Raw genomic sequence first — 17,623 nt, 5'->3', positions numbered from 1 at the left:
CGGAAACAACTGGGTATCCCACGGTGGCCCTCACTTCGTCAACGACGACGAGGACTCCGCGGGAAGTGACACCACGTTATGGGACTCACCCGCCGCGCGGCGCCTTGACCGTCATCTCGAAGCCCTCGGGAAGCCGCTGCCGCCACGAGGCGAACCGCGCTGGCGGCGGCCAGCGATAGAAGCTCGCGTTGAGCTCGACCGTGTCGAACTCGCGCTGGTAGATGTCGAGCCACCGGCCCTGCGGGGCGCTCGCGTAGAGGGCGCCGCGCCAGTGCGGGTAGCTCCAGCCCGACGTCCCGATCCGCACCATGCAGCAAGCCTGGGTCGGGTCGCGTGGTCGGGCGACGGGGTTGCCGCCGGGTCGTGTGGCGGCTAACTGCGCCACGGGAGGATGTGACGCGAGCGGAGGACGGATGCCGAGCCATCCCGTCCTCCCATGCCGTCATCTCCTCCCGTGGCGCCGGCCACCGTCCCGCCGGCGACATCGAGCCGACTGCGACCTCGAACGCACGGAGCGCCGGCCCGTCCCACCGAGGTGGGACGGGCCGGCGCTCGATGGGTCCTACTTCGTGCGGAAGAGGGCCGTTAGCTGCGAACCGTCGGCCGTCGTCAGCCTGACGCGGTAGCACTTGCCGGACGTCTTCGGGGTCTGCCAGTTCTGGATCCACTGGTGAGCCGTCGTGTCGTAGCGCAGGGCGGTGTTGCCCGTCGTCACGAACAGGTCGTCGCTGTACTCGGCGCCCGCCTGGCACGCCGCGGACTGGACGGCGAACGTCGCGCCGAGCGTCGACGCGCTCGTCACTTCGGCGCCGCCATCGAAGACGTTGAACTTCAGGGGGACCGTGGAGCCGCCCTTGACGACGTTCACGACCTCGGCGCCGTTCACCATCATGTCGACCGGCTTGTAGAAGCCATTGAGCGACCACACGATGGTGAAGGTCGACCACCCGGTGCTGCCGTTGTGGTTGGCGTCGCCGGGGTAGGTGGCCTCGGCATGCGCGGTTCCCACTGCCGTGTTGTGAGTGTAGGTGACGGGGGTCACCTCCTCATCGAGGTTCCCGGCGCCGGTCACGCGGGCCGTGCACGGCTGGATCGCCGATCCCGTCGACACGATCGGCGCGGTCGGGCACGTGACCTCGACGACCGAGTCGGCCTTGCTGATCTCGAACTCGGCTGATCCCGTGCTGGACTTGTGGTTCTCGTCGCCGGGGTACGCGGCGCTCACGTGCGCGGTGCCCGCCCCGGTGTTGTCGGCGTACGTCACGGGAGTGACGTTCTCATCGAGGTTCCCGGCGCCGGTCACTCGGGCGGTGCAGGGCTCGATCGCCGATCCGTTGAAGACGATCGGGTCGGTCGGGCACGTGACCTCGACGACCGAGTCGGCCTGGTCGATCTGGAACGTCGCGGATCCGGTGCTGCCCGTGTGGTTGACGTCGCCGGCGTAGGTGGCCAGCGCGCTCGCTGTGCCCGCCCCGATGTTGTCGGCGTAGGTCACGGGTGTGACGTTCTCATCGAGGTTCCCGGCCCCCGTCACGCGGGCGGTGCAGGGCTCGATCGCGGATCCCGTGAAGACCGAGCCAGGCGTGCACGTGACCTCGACCGTCGAGGAGGCCTTCGCGATGACGAACGTGTCCGTGTCGCTGCTCGCCTCGTGATTGTCGTCACCGGGGTAGCCCGCAGCGACGTCGACGGGTCCGGCGTTGGTGTGATCGCCGGCGTAGTCGACCGGCGTCGTGGTGGAGAGGGCCGCTCCCGTCACCGTCGCCTCGCAGGGCTTCTGCGGCTCGCCCGTATAGGTGACCGCCTCGCAGCTGATCGTCGTGGTCGACGACGCCTTCGCGATGGCGAACGTCCGAGTCTCCGTCTTCGGCGCGTGGTTCAGGTCGCCGTCGTACGAGGCCACCGCGGTCGCCTGCCCTGCATTCGTGTTGTCCGCGTACTCGACGGTCAGCTCTTCCCAGAGCCCGGGGCCGGTAACGATGGCGGAGCACGTCTCGTGGGGTTCGCCGTCGTAGACGGCGTCTTCGCACGTCAGCGAGATCGACGACGCGGCCGGTCCGATCGCGATGTCCACTGTTCCGCCTTGGGGCAGGTAATTCTCGTACTGGAAGCTCCAGGCGAGCTTGCCGCCGGGAACGTCGGTGAACGTCCCCTCGAGCTGCAGACCGTCGGAGAGATCGACGCCGCGGAGACCCGTGCAGGTGCCGTGCGCACCGTGGGAGCCGCCGTCGTACTCGCCCGCGAAGCCCGTCACCTGACACGTCGCGCTCGCCGCCGCGATCTCGAAGGTCTCGTTATCCGTGGAGCCCTCGTGGTTGGCGTCGCCCGCGAAGGTCGCCGTCGCGGTGGCGGTGCCGACATCGGTGTTCGCGCTGTGCGAGGCGAGGAGGTCCTGCGAGAGGTTCCCGGCACCCGTGACCGTCGCCGTGCACGGCTCTTGGGCGAGGCCGGTGTACGTGACCCGGTCCGGGCACGCGACGGTCGTCGTCGACGGCGCCTTCGTGATTGTGAACGTCGCTGAGCCGGTCGACGCCAGGTGCGTCGCGTCACCGCCGTAGGCCGCCGTCGCAGTGACGCCGCCCACGGTGACGTTCGGGGTGTAGCCGACGGCCACGGGCTGAGCGAACCCGTTCGCGCCGGTGGCGACGGCGGTGCACGGTTCGACCGCCTCGCCCGTGAACACGGTCGGTCCGTCGCACGTCACGGTCGTGGTGGTCGCGGTCTTGACCGGGGCGCACGCGCCGACCGTCCAGGTGATCGTGACGGGATCCGCCGTGCGCGTGAGCGTCGATCCGTTCGAACCGGCGCCGGTCGCACGCACGGTGAGCGTCGCGCTGTACGAACCCTCGGCGCTCCCGGTGACGACGACCGTCGCCTGGGCTGCGTCACCCGAGAGCGTGTTGTTGCGGACTTGGTCCCAATTGCCCGGAACCGCGATCTCGCCGGCGTCTTCCACGGCCGGTGCGAACTCGACATCCGGGTGGCTCTCGGATCCGGTCACCGTCAGGACCGCGCCCTTCTGGAAGACGTTCGTCGACGGGTAGTTGTTGCCGTTCTTGGTCACATCGACCGAGATCGTGCGTGAGGCGGTCGAGCCGCACGCGATCGAGCCGAGTGCTATGGAGTTCTCGCTGACGTTCGTCGTGAGCGCATCACCGTCGATGACGACGTTGTCGGCGTGGGCAGCACCCCCCACCCCGACGAGTAAGGCCGTCAGTGCGACGGCGGCGAAAGAGAGCAGGGTGGAGCGTTGTTTCATGGTCTCCCCAGGGACGCACGGGTGATTGATTCGGGTGTTGAAGCTGCCGGGCTGGCCCCAAACCAGCGTCGGCTCGCTCACCCTATATCAGTCGAAGCCCATTGATATGACCTTCTTTGCACCCGTGTCGGAGCCCGGTGGGATGATTCAGGGATGCTGCTCGCCGACCTGGTCGAGACCGTCGACGCCGTCACCGCGACACGCTCGCGACTCGCCAAGATCGAGGCGCTCGCCAGCGCGCTCGGCCGCCTCGATCCGGACGAGGTCACGCCCGCCGTCGGCTTCCTGACGGCGTCGCCGCGGCAGGGGCGCGTCGGGGTCGGCTGGCGCGGACTGTCGGCCCTCGCGGCGGAGCACGCCGACGAGTCCGCCCTCACGATCGGAGACCTCGACGTGGCGCTGGACGCGCTGGCGGCAGCGTCCGGTGCCGGCTCGGTCGCGGTGCGGAGCGAGACGCTGCGCGACCTCGCCGGGCGCGCGACGAGCGGCGAGTGGGACTTCATCAGCCGGGTCATCCTCGGCGAGCTGCGCACGGGAGCCCTCGAGGGCGTCCTGCTCGATGCGATCGCGCGCGCGGCCGATCGTCCGGCCGACGTGGTGCGCCGCGCCGCGATGCTCTCGGGCGACCTGGGCGAGACGGCTGTCCTGGCGCTGACCGGCACAGCGGACGAGCTCGATGCCGTCGGGCTCGTCGTCGGGCGGGCGGTGCTGCCGATGCTCGCCTCCACCGCCGCGACCGTCACGGAGGCGGTCGAGACGCTGGGCGAGGCATCCGTCGAGTACAAGCTGGACGGCGCGCGCATCCAGGTCCACCGTCGCGGCGACGACGTGCGGATCTTCACGCGCAACCTCGCCGACATCACGCATCGGCTGCCCGAGGTCGTCGACGTCGTCCGCGCGATGCCCGTGACGGACGTCATCCTCGACGGCGAGACGCTCGCCCTCGACGAGAACGACAGTCCGCGCCCGTTCCAGGACACGATGGCGCGCTTCGGGGCCGAGAAGGCGCGCGAGACGGAGCTGCATCCGTGGTTCTTCGACGTGCTACACATCGACGGGCGCGACCTCATCGACGAGCCCCTTCGCCTTCGGCGAGACGAGCTCGGTCGCATCGCGCCCGCGCATCGCATTCCCGGCGAGGTCACGAGCGATCCGGAGTCGGGCGAGGCGGTCGCGAGCGCCGCGCTCGAGGCGGGCCACGAGGGCGTCGTCGTGAAGGCGATCGACTCGCCCTACGCGGCGGGTCGGCGCGGCGCGAGCTGGATCAAGGTCAAGCCCGTCCACACGTTCGACCTCGTCGTGCTCGCGGCTGAGTGGGGCTATGGCCGGCGCACCGGATGGCTGTCGAACCTGCACCTCGGCGCCCGCGACGAGACGGGCCAGTTCGGCGGCGGCTTCGTGATGGTCGGCAAGACATTCAAGGGGCTTACCGACGCGCTGCTGACGTGGCAGACCGAGCGCTTCCAGGAGCTCGCGATCCGCGAGACCCCCGGCACCCTGTGGCTGCCGCACGAGATCGTCGTCGAGATCGCGATCGACGGCGTGCAGCGCTCGACCCGCTACCCAGGCGGGCTCGCCCTGCGCTTCGCGCGCGTCAAGCGCTACCGCGACGACAAGCGCCCCGCCGACGCCGACACGATCCAGACGCTGCGGGGGATGCTGCGCGGTTGAGCCGGCTCGTGGCCGAGCCGACCGTTCGCGCTGTCGGCGCGCCCGCGGACCGCTAGCCGCGTCGCTCGACGTCAGGCGGGGGGAGCGGCGATCGCCTGCGTCTGCGTGTACTCGTAGTAGCCCCACAGGCCGTTCTCGACGCCGACGCCGCTCGCCTTGAACCCGCCGAAGGGCAGGTCCGGCTGCAGCGCGAGGCCGTGCATGCCGATGCCGACCTGGCCGCATTCGAGCTCTGCCGCCACGGCGAGAGCGCGGTCTCGATCGGCGGACCAGACGGATGCTGTCAGCCCGAACTCGCTGCTGTTCGCGCGCGCGATCGCCTCGTCCGCGTCGGAGAACCGCACGATCGGCATGACCGGGCCGAACTGCTCCTCGTCGACGACCCGCATCCCGTCGTCGGCGTCGGCGAGGACCGTCGGCGCGAAGAAGTGGCCGGGGCGCTCGAGGGGAGCGCCCCCGGCAGCGGCCCGCGCGCCCCTCGCGAGTGCCTCGTCGACGAGCTCCGAGACCCGGTCGAACTGGGATCGGGTCGTCAGCGGCCCGAGCTGCGTGCCCTCCTCGAGGCCGTCGCCCATCACGACGGTGCGCGCATACTCCGAGACCGCCTCGACGACCTCGTCGTAGACGCCGCCCTGCACGTAGACGCGCTTGGCCGCGAGGCAGACCTGCCCGCTGTTGGTGAACGACGACCAGAACAGCAGGGGAGCGGATGCCGCGACATCCACGTCGTCGAAGACGATCGCCGGGTCGTTCCCGCCCAGCTCGAGGGTCATGCGCTTGAGATCGTGCGCGGCCGCCGCGCCCACCTCGCGCCCGGTCGCGGTCGCACCGGTGAAGCTCACCTTGCGGATCGCCGGATGCGCGACGAGCGCCTCGCCGAGCCCGTTCGTGCCGCTTACGACGTTCAGGACGCCGTCGGGCAGGATGCCGCGCAGCAGCCGGCCGATCTCCAGGAGCGTCAGCGGCGTGAACGGCGAGGGCTTGAGCACGACCGTGTTGCCGGCGCGGAGGGCCGGCGCGATCTTCCAGAACGACAGCGTCACGGGGTAGTTCCACGGCGTGATCGCGGCGACCGGCCCGAGCGGGCGGCGGAACACCTCGGCGTACCCCGATCCGTCGTCCCTCACGAGCTCGCGCGGGACCTCGAGGCCGGCGGCCCAGCGCAGGCAGTGGGCGCCGCTGGCCACCTCCGCGCGGGCGGCGGCGAGCGGCATCCCCTGCTCCCGCGTCAGGAGGGGTGCAAGCGTGTCGACGTTCGCCTCGATGACGTCGGCGGCCGCACGCATCGCCGTGACCCGGGCGGCCTCATCCCGTCGCCACGTCGAGAAGGCCCCGACTGCGGATCGCACGGCCTCGTCGAGTTGCGGGATGCCGGCTTCCGGCGCCTGCGCGAAGGGCTCGCCGCGCGACGGATCGACGACGTCGAAGGTCTCGTCGGTCTCGACGCCACGACCGCCCACGGTGGGCGTGTAGACGTCCGAATCGACCATCATGGCTCCTCACTGCGGATCGGCCGGCGACGCGAGACCTCCCGGTCGCGGGTCGCACTGGCTCGATCATGACGTCCCACCGCGCGCCGCGGAAGAGCGGAAGGTCAGTCGTCCAGCGGGACGGCCTGCCGATCGGCCTCCGGCTCGGGCTCGTCGATGTGCACGGGCGGAATGAAGGCGCACGCGACGAGCATGAGGAGGGCGCCGGCGGCGACGCCGAGGAAGACGGCGATCGTGCCGGATTGGATCGCGGCGGGGATGTCGGCTCCGCCGTTCGCCGCGATGAGCGCGTTGGCGATCGCGCCGAACACGGCGACGCCGACGGCGCTGCCGATCGAGCGGGCGAGCATGTTCGTGCCCGAGACGACGCCGCGCCGGCGCATGTCGACCGATGCCTGCGCCGCGATGAGGCTGGGCGCTGCGACGAGGCCGAGCCCGAGGCCCACGATGAAGCATCCGAGCGCCGTGAGTGCGATGGAGGGGGAGAGGGCGAAGACGACGAGGACCGCCGACCCGAGGATGGTGAGGATGCTGCCGATGAGGGTCGTCGCCCGGAAACCGATCCGGAGATAGAACCGGCCGGCGAGCGCCGCCGAGATCGGCCAGCCGAGGGTGAGCGCTGCGACGGCGAGGCCCGCGACGAGGGGAGCAGCATCCGTCGTGGACTGCAGGAACGTCGGCACGAACGACACGAGCCCGATGAGGACGACGCCCACGAGCAGGCCCGCGATGGAGGTCGTCACGACGATGCGGCTCGAGAAGACCCACGGCGCGAGGATCGGGTCCTCCGCACGGCGCTCCACGAGGGCGAAGGCGACGAGGAGCGCCGCGCCGAGCCCGAGGGCGGCGACGCTCTGCCAGGACAGCCACTCCCACGCGTGCCCGCCCTCGAGGAGCGCCAGGACGATGAGCACGAGCGCGGCCGTGAGCAGCGCGGCGCCCGCGTAGTCGATGGGGCGGCGGTGCCGCTCGAACGGCTGCCGGTAGTTGCGCCACAGCATCCACAGCGCGAGGAGGCACAGCGGGACGTTGATCCAGAAGATCCAGCGCCACGAGGCGAACTGAGAGAAGAGTCCGCCGATCGTGGGGCCCGCGACCGACGAGAACGCCCAGACGCTCGCGAGATACCCCTGCGCCTTCGCGCGCTCGCGCACGGTGTAGATGTCGCCCGCGACCGTCATCGTGGCGGGCATGATGGCACCCGCGCCGAGGCCCTGGATCGCGCGGAAGGCGATGAGCGCGCCCATGCTCCAGGCCGTCGCGCACAGCACCGAGCCGACGAGGAACAGGACGATCCCGGCGTACATGACGGGGCGGCGGCCGAGGATGTCGCTGAGCTTCGCGAAGACGGGGACCGAGGCCGCCTGCGCGAGCGTGTAGATCGAGAAGAGCCACGGGAACTGCTCGAACCCGCCGAACTCGTCGACGATCGTGGGAACCGCCGTCGACAGGACCGTCGCATCGATCGCGATGAGGAACGTCGACAGCATGAGGGCGAGCAGGATCGGCCCTCGCTCCGACCTCAGCCCGACGCCGTCCGTCATCCGTCCAGCCTTCCACGCCCCCGGCGGCTGAGGGCCGCCCGCCGGTGCGCGAGACTTCAGGAATGTCACGCTGCGCGGCGCTGTACGTGACATTCGTGAAGTTTCGCGCACACGTGGAGGGATTTGACGAGAGAGGCTGCGGCAGTGTGCAATATATTGCATGCCGCTGCCTCGCGTTGAACGACCGAGCTCGCTGCGCGACTATGCGTATGCGCAGCTCCGCGACGCCATCGTGAGCGGTCAGCTCGCGCCCGGCGAGCGGCTGCGCGACACGGAGCTCGAGGCCTGGCTCGGAGTGAGCCGGACCCCGATCCGCGAGGCCATCGCGCGCCTCGAGGCCGCGGGACTCGTCCACACGCGCCGCGCGAAGGAGACGATCGTCGCGCCCCTCGACGCGCGCGACGCTTTCGCAGCGCAGCGGATCGCGGCGGGGCTGCACGAGCTCGCCGTGCGCGACGCCGTGCAGCTGCTCACCGACGCCGACCTCGACGACATGCGGGCCGCGAACGCCCGATTCGCCGCGGCGCTGCGCAGCGGGGACGTGGATGCGGCGATCGCCGCCGACGACGACTTCCACGCCGTCGCGGTCCGGGCCTGCGCGAATCCGCTTCTGCCGGGCCTGCTCGAGCAGGTCAGTCCGCTGCTGCGTCGCCTCGAGCGCGCGCGGTTCGCGGGCCTCGCCGGCCGGGGGAGCGTCGCCGACCACGACCGCATCGTCGCGCTGTGCGCCGCGGGGGAAGTCGACGGCGCCGCACGCGCGACGCGCGACAACTGGCTCACCCTAGAACGCCTGCTGACAGCATCCGCGACCCCCTCACCGAAGGAGACGTCATGACGCTCGCCGACTTCCCACGCCACTCGCTGACATTCGGGCCGAGCCCCGTGCACCCGCTGAACCGGCTGTCGGACCACCTCGGCGGCGCCCGCATCTGGGCCAAGCGCGAGGATGTATCCAGCGGCCTCGCCTTCGGCGGCAACAAGGTGCGCAAGCTCGAGTACCTCGTGCCGGAGGCGCTCGCCCAGGGTGCCGACACGCTCGTCTCGATCGGCGGAGTGCAGTCCAACCACACGCGGCAGGTCGCCGCCGTCGCGGCGCACCTGGGGCTGAAGGCGGTGCTCGTGCAGGAGCACTGGGTCGACTGGCCGGATGCTGTCAACGACCGCGTCGGCAACATCCTGCTGTCGCGGGTCATGGGCGCCGACGTGCGGCTGTCGCCCGCGGGCTTCGACATCGGATTCCGCGACTCGTGGAAGGACGCGATCGCGGAGGTCGAGGCATCCGGCGGCACGCCCTACGCGATCCCCGCCGGCGCGAGCGACCACAAGCTGGGCGGGCTCGGCTTCGCCAACTGGGCGCACGAGGTCAAGGCGCAGGAGGAGCAGCTCGGCGTCTTCTTCGACACGATCGTCGTCTGCACCGTGACGGGCTCGACGCACGCGGGGATGATCGCGGGCTTCGCGGACCTCGCCGAGAACTTCGGAGACCGCCCCCGACGCGTCCTCGGCATCGACGCGTCGGCGACGATCGAGAAGACGCGCGACCAGGTCGCCCGCATCGCACGTCGCACGGCCGACCTCATCGGCGTCGGCCGAGACCTGCGCGACGACGAGATCACGGTGCTCGAGGGATGGGCGGGTGACCTCTACGGCATCCCGGTCGCCTCGACCGACGAGGCGATCTACCTCACGGGCCGGCTCGAGGGCGTCATCCTCGACCCCGTCTACGAGGGCAAGTCGATGGCGGGGCTCATCGACCTCGTGTCGTCGGGCGAGATCCCGCGCGACTCGAACGTCCTGTACGCGCACCTCGGCGGTCAGCCCGCCATCAACGCCTACAGCGGCCGCTACCACTGAGCGCCGGCTCCTTCCGAGGTGTCATCCCCCATCGGAGGAGGATGGCGGCGCGCGGCTCCTCCCGAGGAGCACAACTCCTCCCCACGGGGACGCCGGCGTCAGTCCGGTGATCCCAGAGGCCCTGTGCCCGTGCCGTCGCGCACGGTCGTGACCTCGAGGAGCTCCTCGCGACCGCTGCCTCCCGAGGAGGTCAGGGTCAGGACGGGGCCGACGCCGCGCGCGTAGAACTTGAGCTCCTCGACATCCGGCTCGAGCGGCGTCGTGTCGCGCGTCAGCAGCGCGCCGTCGAAGGCGCCGTACGGCACCTCGACGAGCTCGCCGACACCCAGCACCGCACCCTCGTCCTCGGCGTGCCCGGCGTAGTACTCCTGCCGGTACGCCATGCCGGGCTGCGGGTCGGCGGGAAGGGCGATCCCCGGCAGGGCCCCGTCGACGCCCGCCTCGAAGCTGCCCTCACGCGACGCGATCTCGCCGTCCTCGAACTCGGCGGTGTCCTCGCCGAGGTACCAGATCGCGCCGTCGGCGTCCTGTGCGTACCAGTCGAGGGTGTCCTCGACGATCTCGTCGCCGCGGCGCACGGTGTCGCGCACGACGCGCGCCTCGATCCCGTTCGCGATCTGCTTCGTGTCGGAGGTCACCGTGACCGTCACCATGAGGTCGCCGTCGGGATCCGTCTCGCGGTACACCCACTGCGTGCCGACCTCCATCGGCCAGTAGGGGTTGTCGATCTCGGTTGTGAAGGTCGCCGGATCGAGCTCGACGGCTTCATCGCCCGTCGGAAGGGCCGAATCGGATGCCGCGGTGCAGCCCGTCAGGAGCACCGCCGCCGCGATCCATATCGTCGACGACATCATGCGCTTCGCGTCCATGGCGATGCCTCGTTCCCGCGCTGGAGCGGACTGTGCTTCCAGCATGCGCTCACGCGCCCCAAGGCGCGAGAGCCGTTGCGGCGACCGTCAGTCGGCGTAGGACAGGCGGGCGTCCTCGGGCGAGCACTCGTCGCCGATGCGGATGCCGTCGGCGAGCCGCCCCTCGAGCCGCAGGCGCGTCAGCCCGTCGACAGCACGGCGGCGCAGTTCCCACGGATCGATCGTGTTGACGTAGATCTTCGTGCCGCCCTCGAAGCCCGCGGGGTTGGAGATGCGCCATTTCAGCACGATGCGCCACGGCATGGGCCAGGGCGCCCCGGGCGGGCGGTAGTGCCACTCCTCGTTGGTCGGGACGTGGACGCCGGTCGCCGCGTGCAGCGCGTGCACGAGGTCGGACATCGCCCGGATCTCGGTCGCGGAATGCTCGTGCGGGAGGTTGGCGGACGACCGCGAGTAGACCTCGAACGCGGGATACCGGTGGCCGACCCCCGCGAAGACGACGGCGCTGTCGTTGGCCGCGACGACGAGGCCGTGGCGGACGGCGAGATCCGCGATCGCGTGCTGGTACAGGAGGTGGTCGCTCGCGAGCAGTCGCAGCTCGTGGTCGACCTGCGGGCCGTGCTCGTCGATCGCGACGAGCTGCTTGTGGAGGTGCTCGAAGGAGGCGCCCGCGGGACGCAGCCAGTTCTGGAAGACGGCGACGTACGCGGCGTGCGGCTGAGCGCGCGCGATGTCGTCGAGCGTGCGCACCGTGAACGCGAAGTACTCGGCGTGCTCGCGGGGCGTGAGCGTTCCGGACGAGGCGAGCTCGTCATCCGTCCTCGCGCCGTCGACGACGTGACGCCTCGCGACGACGACGTCGTGCGAGCCGCCGACCAGGTCGAGAGCCGCCTCCTCGATGCTCTGCGGGACGCCCGAGGCGGAGCCCCGCAGAGCCGCGAGCCGCTCGATGTGCTCGTGCCCGGACGGATCCTGGAGGTAGTCGCGTGCCCGCGCGACGACCGACGACGGCTGCCGGAACCCGTGGTTCTCACGCCAGTACTCCGCCGAGACGATCTCGAAGAGGTTGCCGAACCGGCGGAACTCGGCGGTCGTCTCGAACAGCGCCGACGGTGGGAGGGCCCGCAGCTCCTCGAAATCCGGCCCCACGAGGCGCGCCTTCTCGGGTGTCGTCTCGAGGTAGCGGTCCTGACAGAAGGCGCACAGTCGCGTCGCCTCGCCCCTCGCGAGCTTGCGAGGTGCCTCGCGCGGCAGCGTCAGCGGACGGTTCGCGCGGCCGGGAACGGTCCACACGCGGGTGCCGGTGAGCGGTCCGACCTGCTTGACGGTCCCGTCCGGGAGTCGGGTCAGCGGTGTCTTCCCGGTCACGGTGTCGCCCACGTCACAATGGTGCCATGCGCATCGTCGTTCTCACGGGTGCCGGGATCTCCGCCGAGAGCGGCGTGCCGACCTTCCGGGACGCGGGCGGCCTGTGGGAGGGGCATCGGGTCGAGGATGTCGCGACGCCCGAGGGCTTCGCGGCGAACCCCGAGCTCGTCCTGCGGTTCTACGACGAGCGGCGCCGGGGTGCGGCATCCGTCCAGCCGAACGCCGCGCATCGCGCGCTCGCGCGCCTGGAGGGGGCGATCGGCTCCGAGCTCCTCGTCGTGACGCAGAACGTCGACGACCTGCACGAGCGGGCGGGCAGCCGCAACCTCGTGCACATGCACGGCGAGCTGCGGCGTGCCCTGTGCAGGGCGTGCGGGTCGCGGCCGGACTGGACGGCGGACCTCATCGACCGGCCGCCGTGCCCCGTGTGCGGGCAGCGCATGCTGCGTCCCGACGTCGTCTGGTTCGGGGAGCTGCCGTACGACCTCGACCGCATCGAGCAGGCCGTCGTCGCGTGCGACGTGTTCGTCTCGATCGGCACGTCGGGAGCCGTGTACCCGGCCGCGGGCTACGTCGCGATGGCGGCCGCCTTCGGTGCGCGCACGGTCGAGCTGAACCTCGTGCCGACGGCCGCGATCGTGCCCTTCGACGACGTCCGCGCGGGCCGCGCGGGCGAGATCGTGCCGGCGTGGGTCGACGAGGTGATCGCGACACGGCGGACGGGGACCTCGGGGACTCTGGCATAGCATCGGTAGGCCATGAACGCCGATGCCGTCGTCGAAGACCTGATCGCCGCGCTCCCCGAAGCGACGGTCGACACCGATCCCGCCACGCTCGCGCGCTGCAGCCACGACGATGCCGAGTGGGCCGAGTTCGCCATCCCGTCGGCGGTCGTGTTCGCGACCTCGACGGACGACGTCGTGCGGACCGTCCAGATCGCAGCGCGCCACGGCGTGCCGGTCGTCCCGCGCGGCGCGGGCACGGGTCTGTCGGGGGGCGCGAACGCGACGGCGGGATGCATCGTCCTCTCGCTCGAGCGTATGACCGCCGTCGTCCGGGTCGACGTCGAGGAGCGCTACGCGGTCGTGCAGGCGGGGGTGCTCAACGACGACCTCCGGCGGCACGTCGCCGAGGTCGGGCTCTGGTACCCGCCGGACCCCGCGAGCCAGGCGATCTCGACGATCGGCGGCAACGTCGCGACCAACGCCGGCGGGATCTGCTGCGTCAAGTACGGCGTGACGCGCGACTACGTCCTGGGGCTGACCGTCGTGCTCGCCGACGGACAGGTCGCGACCGTGGGCCGCACGACCGCCAAAGGTGTCACCGGCTACGACCTGGCGGGGCTGTTCGTCGGGTCGGAGGGCACGCTCGGCATCGTGGTCGAGGTGACGCTCAAGCTGCTCCCGCTCAGCGGCCGCGAGGAGCGCGCCGTCATCGGCTACTTCGGTTCGCTGACGGATGCCGGCCGCGCCGTCGCCGCCGTGTCGGGGGCCGGCATCATCCCCTCTGCCCTCGAGCTCATCGATCGCACGTGCCTGCATGCCGTCGCCGAGTGGCAGGGCTGGGAGCTGCCCGAGGGCGCGAGCGCGCTCCTGCTCGCGAAGGTCGACGAGCCCGGCGCTCGCGGTGAGGAGCTCGCCGCGCGCATCGAGACGGAGTTCCGCGCGGCGGGCGGCTCGCGCATCGAGCGGGCCGTCGAGCCGGACGAGGTTGCGCGCCTCTTCGCAGCACGCCGCCTGGCGTATCCCGCGCTCGAGCGGCTCGGGCCCGTCCTCACCGAGGACGTCTGCGTGCCCCGGCGGGCCGTGCCCGAGATGCTCGCTCGCATCGAGCAGGCCGCTGCCGACGAGGGTGTCGTGATCGCCAACATCGCCCACGCGGGCGACGGCAACCTGCATCCGCTCATCATCGCGCCCGAGGGCGACGACGAGGCCAAGCGCCGGGCCAAGCGCGCGTTCGACCGCATCGTCGACGACTGCCGTGCCCTCGGCGGCACGGTGACGGGGGAGCACGGCGTGGGGCTCTTGAAGCTGCCCGGCGCGGCAGAGGAGCTGAGCCCCGTCGTCCAGGACCTGCACTCCCGGATCAAGCACGCGCTCGATCCGCGCAGCATCCTCAATCCCGGCAAGGCCTTCCCGAACGGAGCATCATGACCGCGCTGACGGCCGACGACGGCGTACGGCTCGACTACGCCGAGCACGGCAGCCCTTCCGGGCGGCCCGTCGTCCTCCTCGCGGGCTTCAAGGCCGCGGGGGCGAGCTGGGCGTATCAGGTGGAGCCCCTCGCGAAGGCGGGCTACCGCGTGCTCGTCGTCGACCTGCGCGGGCACGGCGCCGCCGAGCGGCCGGACGCCGGCGTCGACATGTCGCGCCGCGGCAAGGACGTCCGCGACGTGCTCGAGGCGCTCGACCTGCGCGACGCCGTGCTCGTCGGCGGTTCGATGGGCGGCAACACGATCTGGTCCTACCTCGACCAGTGCGGCACGTCCCGCGTGCGCGCGATCGTCATCGTCGACCAGACGCCCCGCATGCTCAACGGCCCGGACTGGCCGCACGGCTTCTACGGCTACGACGGGTCCAACGCCGACAGCCACTTCGCGACCGGCATCCCGCAGACCGGCAAGGGGACGCCGGTCGCGATCCGCGGCATGCGGCTCGTGCGGCTGCTCAAGGCGATGAAGGGCGCCGAGCGCGAGCTCTCGCCGGGCGAACTCGTGCTGCTGAACGACCACGCGAAGGCCGACTGGCGTCCCGTTATCGCGCGCACGGAGGTCCCGGTCCTCTTCGTCGCGGGGGCGGCGAGCGAGTTCTGGCCGGCTTCGCACGCGGATGCCGCGGCCGCCCTCGCGGCACACGGACGCGCTGTCGTCATCCCGAAGGACGGGCACGCAGCCAACATCGAGCAGCCGAAGGCCTTCAACGCCGCGCTGTTCTCGTTCCTCGCGGAGGTCGCGCCGGCGTAGCCCCGGCTTCGCGATCCCGTCCCATCCGATCCCCGCGCTTGTCGAGGGGGTCGAAGCCCGGGCTTCGATTCCCGGTCGTTGAGCGAGGAGCGCAGCGACGAGACGAAACGCCCGGAGCGCTGCGTCGGCGCGGGGCTCGGGCGTTTCGTCTCGCTTCGCTCGCTCAACGACCGAGCACGGCGTCGGCGCCGCGCTCGGCGCCGGGGGTCAGCGATCGGGGGAGGCGGACCCGCGTCAGCGGCGCAGGTAGCGGTGCTCGGGGCGGCCTGTCGAGCCGTAGCGCAGCCGCACGTCGATGATGCCGCGGGAGGCCAGCGCCGCGAGGTGCCGCTGGGCCGTCGCGCGCGACACTCCGGAGCGCTCGGCGACCTCCGCAGCCGACGCGCCTTCGCCGTCGAGAGCCTCGAGGATGAGCTGCTCGGTCGCCGACCGGCTCAGCGACGGCGCTTCGCCGCCGTGGAGGATCGACAGCGCGCGGTCGAGCTCCTCCTGGCCGATCGCGCCCTCGACCCCGACGAGATTGCGGAACCGCGCGTAGCGGTCGAGCAGGTCGCCGAGCGCCCGGGACTCGAACGGCTTCACGAGGTAGGCGAGAGCGCCCGCGCGCAGCGCCCGTCGCACCGTCGCGGCGTCGTTCGCGGCCGAGAGGACGATCGCGTCGAGGTCGGTCGAGCGCACGAGGTCGATGCCGTCGCCGTCGGGGAGGTACGCGTCGACGAGCAGGAGGTCGGGCCGATGGTCGCGGATCGCCGCGCGGGCGCCGGCGATCGATCCCGCGGAGTCCAGGACCGTGAAGCCGGGCCGGTCGGCGATGCCCCGGTGCAGCCCCGCGACGCGGAAGTCGTCGTCGACCACGAGCACGCGGATGGTCTCGCTCATCGGGCGGGCTCCTCTCCTGCGGGGCGCATGACCCCCGTCAGCCGCGCGCCGAAGACGGCTCCGCCATCCGGGCGCTTCGGCTCGATCACCCACACGTCGCCGCCGCGCCGACGGGCGAGCTCGCGCGACAGCCGGAGGCCCAGGCCGTGGCCGTGGACGCTGTCGGCACCGTCTGCCGCTTCAGCGCGTCCCGCGAAGACGTCGGCGCCCGGCTCGATGCCGGGTCCCGAGTCGGCGACCGTGACGACGAGCTCGGCGCCCGCGTCGAGCAGCGCGAGCTCGACCTCCCGGGGTTCGCCGCCGCGCACCGCCGCCGTGATCGCGTTGTCGACCAGGTTGCCGACGACCGCCGCGACATCCTCCGGGCCGACAACGGTGCCGTGCAGCAGCGTCTCCTCCGCGATGCGGAGGGCGACGCCGCGCTCGCCTGCCTCGATGGCCTTGGCCCCGACGAACGACTGGAGCAGGGGATCCGTGATGCGCTCGAGGCCCTCGACGGGGAAGTCGACGGGCCCGCGCCCGAGCTGCTCGGCGAGGAAGGCACGCGCCTCACCGGCCCGATCGGCGTCGAGCAGCCCCGTCGCGACATGCAGGCGGTTGGCGAACTCGTGCCGCTGCACCCGCAACGCGCCCGTCATGGCGCGCACGGTCTCGAGCCGCTCGGCGACCGCGATGAGATCGGTCCGATCGCGGACGATCAGCACATCGCCCAGGGGCCGGCCGTCCCGGACGACGGGATGCGCGTCGAGGTACAGCACGCGGTCGCCGACGACGATGCCGTCCCGCGGCGTGCGCTCCGCGACGGCCGCCCGCACCTCCGCGGGCACGTCGAGGTCGTCCAGGCGCCGCCCGACGGGATCCTCGAGCGACAGCATCCGGGCCGCCGTCTCGTTGCACACGCGCACGACGCCCGACGTGTCGAGCGCGACGACGCCGTCGCCGACGCCGTCGAGGACGGCCGCCTGGTTCTGCACGAGTCCGACGAGCTCCTCGGGCTGCAGCCCGAGGGTCAGGCGCTCCCAGCGTCGGCGGAGGAGAAGGGCGGCGAGCGCTCCGATCCCGAGGGCCGCGACGACCGCGATCCCGATGCCCACCAGCAGGGCGGGCAGGTCATCGAAGACGCTCGCCCGCTCGAAGCCCACGCTCACCTCGCCTACGGGCGGCCCGTCGCCGGCGCCCGGCGCGTAGACCGGCACCTTCGCGCGGGCGGATTCGCCGAGCGTGCCGCGCTCCCAGTCGACGACCTCGTTGCCCGCGAGCACCTCCTCGAAGGGCGTGCTCACCTGCCGGCCGAGGAGGTCCTGGTTCGGGTGGGCGAGCCGGATGCCGTGGTCGTCGGCGATCACGACGAAGAGCGCGTCCGTGCGGTCGCTCACGCCGGCCGCGATGAGCTGCAGCTGGCCGTCGCGGAGGTTCGCGGCATCCGGTGTCCCCGGATCGGCCGAGAACTCCGCGACGATCCGGCGCACCTCCGGATCCTCGGCGACCGTGCGGGCGATGTTGAGGGCGGATGCCTCGGATTCGGCGCGCAGCTGCTGGACGCCGAGGTAGACGAACACGGCCGTGCAGACGGCGACGACGGCGGCGACCGTCGCGAGCTGAAGGATCAGCACCCGGGTTGCGAATCGCACGGCACCTCCCGCCCGTGAGCACAATGCGCTGAACACACGCTACGCGCAGAACCGCGGGCAATGCGAGATAGCGCGCGCGGGCGCGGCCGGCCTGCC

The 17,623-nt window shown here is 71.7% G+C and carries 13 protein-coding genes and 1 pseudogene; 6 read left to right on the top strand and 8 right to left on the bottom strand.

The window, feature by feature from the left end:
* Positions 1-91: 91 nt before the first annotated feature.
* Together ABZ477_RS14005 and ABZ477_RS14000 are read right to left on the bottom strand one after the other, a co-directional pair.
* Positions 92-310: pseudogene (locus ABZ477_RS14005) on the bottom strand (DUF72 domain-containing protein); the annotation flags it as partial.
* Between the two features lie 252 nt (positions 311-562).
* Entirely contained in the window at positions 563-3,259 is a 2,697-nt protein-coding gene (locus ABZ477_RS14000; RefSeq protein ID WP_360134096.1) for a PxKF domain-containing protein, read from the bottom strand.
* A 153-nt stretch (positions 3,260-3,412) separates the two neighbouring features.
* Between ABZ477_RS14000 and ABZ477_RS13995 the strand changes: the two genes are divergently transcribed.
* Positions 3,413-4,930, top strand: a complete 1,518-nt coding sequence (locus tag ABZ477_RS13995; protein WP_360134093.1) for an ATP-dependent DNA ligase — start codon at positions 3,413-3,415, stop codon at positions 4,928-4,930.
* A gap of 71 nt (positions 4,931-5,001) precedes the next feature.
* Here ABZ477_RS13995 and ABZ477_RS13990 read toward each other — a convergent pair whose 3' ends face one another.
* Together ABZ477_RS13990 and ABZ477_RS13985 are read right to left on the bottom strand one after the other, a co-directional pair.
* Positions 5,002-6,420 (bottom strand): aldehyde dehydrogenase family protein, encoded by a 1,419-nt coding sequence (locus tag ABZ477_RS13990; protein WP_360134090.1) that lies wholly within the window; start codon positions 6,418-6,420, stop codon positions 5,002-5,004.
* 104 nt (positions 6,421-6,524) lie between these two features.
* Positions 6,525-7,964 (bottom strand): MDR family MFS transporter, encoded by a 1,440-nt coding sequence (locus ABZ477_RS13985; RefSeq protein WP_360134087.1) that lies wholly within the window; start codon positions 7,962-7,964, stop codon positions 6,525-6,527.
* A 160-nt stretch (positions 7,965-8,124) separates the two neighbouring features.
* Here ABZ477_RS13985 and ABZ477_RS13980 point away from each other — a divergent pair, with 160 nt between their 5' ends.
* Positions 8,125-8,799: a GntR family transcriptional regulator gene (locus tag ABZ477_RS13980; RefSeq protein WP_360134084.1), complete on the top strand. Its 675-nt coding sequence runs from the start codon at positions 8,125-8,127 to the stop codon at positions 8,797-8,799.
* Positions 8,796-9,818, top strand: coding sequence for a 1-aminocyclopropane-1-carboxylate deaminase (locus tag ABZ477_RS13975; protein WP_360134082.1), 1,023 nt, complete (start codon positions 8,796-8,798; stop codon positions 9,816-9,818). Before ABZ477_RS13980 ends, ABZ477_RS13975 begins: the two co-directional genes overlap by 4 nt.
* 98 nt (positions 9,819-9,916) lie before the next feature.
* Here ABZ477_RS13975 and ABZ477_RS13970 read toward each other — a convergent pair whose 3' ends face one another.
* Both ABZ477_RS13970 and ABZ477_RS13965 read right to left on the bottom strand, forming a co-directional pair.
* Positions 9,917-10,687 carry a hypothetical protein gene (locus ABZ477_RS13970; RefSeq protein WP_360134079.1) on the bottom strand — a complete coding sequence of 257 codons (771 nt, stop codon included), beginning with the start codon at positions 10,685-10,687 and terminating at the stop codon, positions 9,917-9,919.
* An 87-nt stretch (positions 10,688-10,774) separates the two neighbouring features.
* Complete coding sequence (locus ABZ477_RS13965; protein ID WP_360134076.1) at positions 10,775-12,067, bottom strand: DUF4921 family protein; 1,293 nt, start codon at positions 12,065-12,067, stop codon at positions 10,775-10,777.
* A gap of 14 nt (positions 12,068-12,081) precedes the next feature.
* Here ABZ477_RS13965 and ABZ477_RS13960 point away from each other — a divergent pair, with 14 nt between their 5' ends.
* Genes ABZ477_RS13960 through ABZ477_RS13950 form a run of 3 tightly spaced genes read left to right on the top strand, consistent with a single transcriptional unit; the run spans position 12,082 to position 15,017 of the window.
* Positions 12,082-12,801 (top strand): NAD-dependent deacylase, encoded by a 720-nt coding sequence (locus ABZ477_RS13960; protein ID WP_360134073.1) that lies wholly within the window; start codon positions 12,082-12,084, stop codon positions 12,799-12,801.
* A gap of 12 nt (positions 12,802-12,813) precedes the next feature.
* The gene (locus tag ABZ477_RS13955; protein ID WP_360134070.1) at positions 12,814-14,208 is read left to right on the top strand and encodes an FAD-linked oxidase C-terminal domain-containing protein; all 1,395 of its coding nucleotides are present in this window, start codon (positions 12,814-12,816) and stop codon (positions 14,206-14,208) included.
* The gene (locus ABZ477_RS13950) at positions 14,205-15,017 is read left to right on the top strand and encodes an alpha/beta hydrolase (RefSeq protein ID WP_360134067.1); all 813 of its coding nucleotides are present in this window, start codon (positions 14,205-14,207) and stop codon (positions 15,015-15,017) included. The genes ABZ477_RS13955 and ABZ477_RS13950 overlap by 4 nt, the downstream gene beginning before the upstream one ends.
* 234 nt (positions 15,018-15,251) lie before the next feature.
* On the opposite strand, the gene ABZ477_RS13945 is transcribed toward ABZ477_RS13950, so the two are convergent.
* Entirely contained in the window at positions 15,252-15,896 is a 645-nt protein-coding gene (locus ABZ477_RS13945; RefSeq protein WP_360134064.1) for a response regulator, read from the bottom strand.
* Positions 15,893-17,527, bottom strand: a complete 1,635-nt coding sequence (locus tag ABZ477_RS13940) for a sensor histidine kinase (RefSeq protein ID WP_360134061.1) — start codon at positions 17,525-17,527, stop codon at positions 15,893-15,895. The genes ABZ477_RS13945 and ABZ477_RS13940 overlap by 4 nt, the downstream gene beginning before the upstream one ends.
* Positions 17,528-17,623: the final 96 nt, after the last annotated feature.

Source organism: Microbacterium sp. NPDC019599, from assembly GCF_040632175.1.
Lineage (GTDB): Bacteria > Actinomycetota > Actinomycetes > Actinomycetales > Microbacteriaceae > Microbacterium.
The sequence above is the reverse complement of the archived record's forward strand: the minus strand, read 5'-3'. Positions and strand labels throughout refer to the sequence as shown.